The organism is Streptococcus suis, assembly GCF_002960445.1.
Classification (GTDB): Bacteria; Bacillota; Bacilli; order Lactobacillales; family Streptococcaceae; genus Streptococcus; species Streptococcus hyiners.
The window spans coordinates 1-305 of record NZ_POJD01000319.1 but is presented as its reverse complement, the minus strand read 5'-3'; the positions used below and the strand labels follow the sequence as shown (position 1 = coordinate 305).

The 305-nt window shown below is 36.7% G+C and carries 1 protein-coding gene; it reads right to left on the bottom strand.

Features of this window, described 5'->3' with window-relative positions:
• Positions 1-125 (bottom strand): undecaprenyl phosphate translocase family protein (locus tag C1G53_RS11035; protein ID WP_153046719.1); only part of this gene is annotated, 125 nt, incomplete at its 3' end.
• Between the last annotated feature and the right edge of the window lie 180 nt (positions 126-305).

Genomic DNA, 305 nt, shown 5'->3' with positions numbered 1-305 from the left:
AAAAATCCAATTAGTCGCTCATAGATTCCGAGGATAGCAGCGAGTACCCCCCCAGAGACACCAGGTAAGATAAAGCCGAGTGCGATAATCATACCTTTAATAATTCTTGAAATCCAAGAAGCCATAATTTCCTCCAAAATGTATTATAACGTTCCTATTATAGCATAAAGCAAGTAAAAATAATTAAAAAGACTGCCTGTTAGATAAAATCCAGCAGGCAGTTTTGGTTAAAGATTGTAAAAACCTGGTCTTGCTCTATAGAGTAAAATGAGCAGAATAGAGGCAATTGCAGTGGAAGGAAGAAT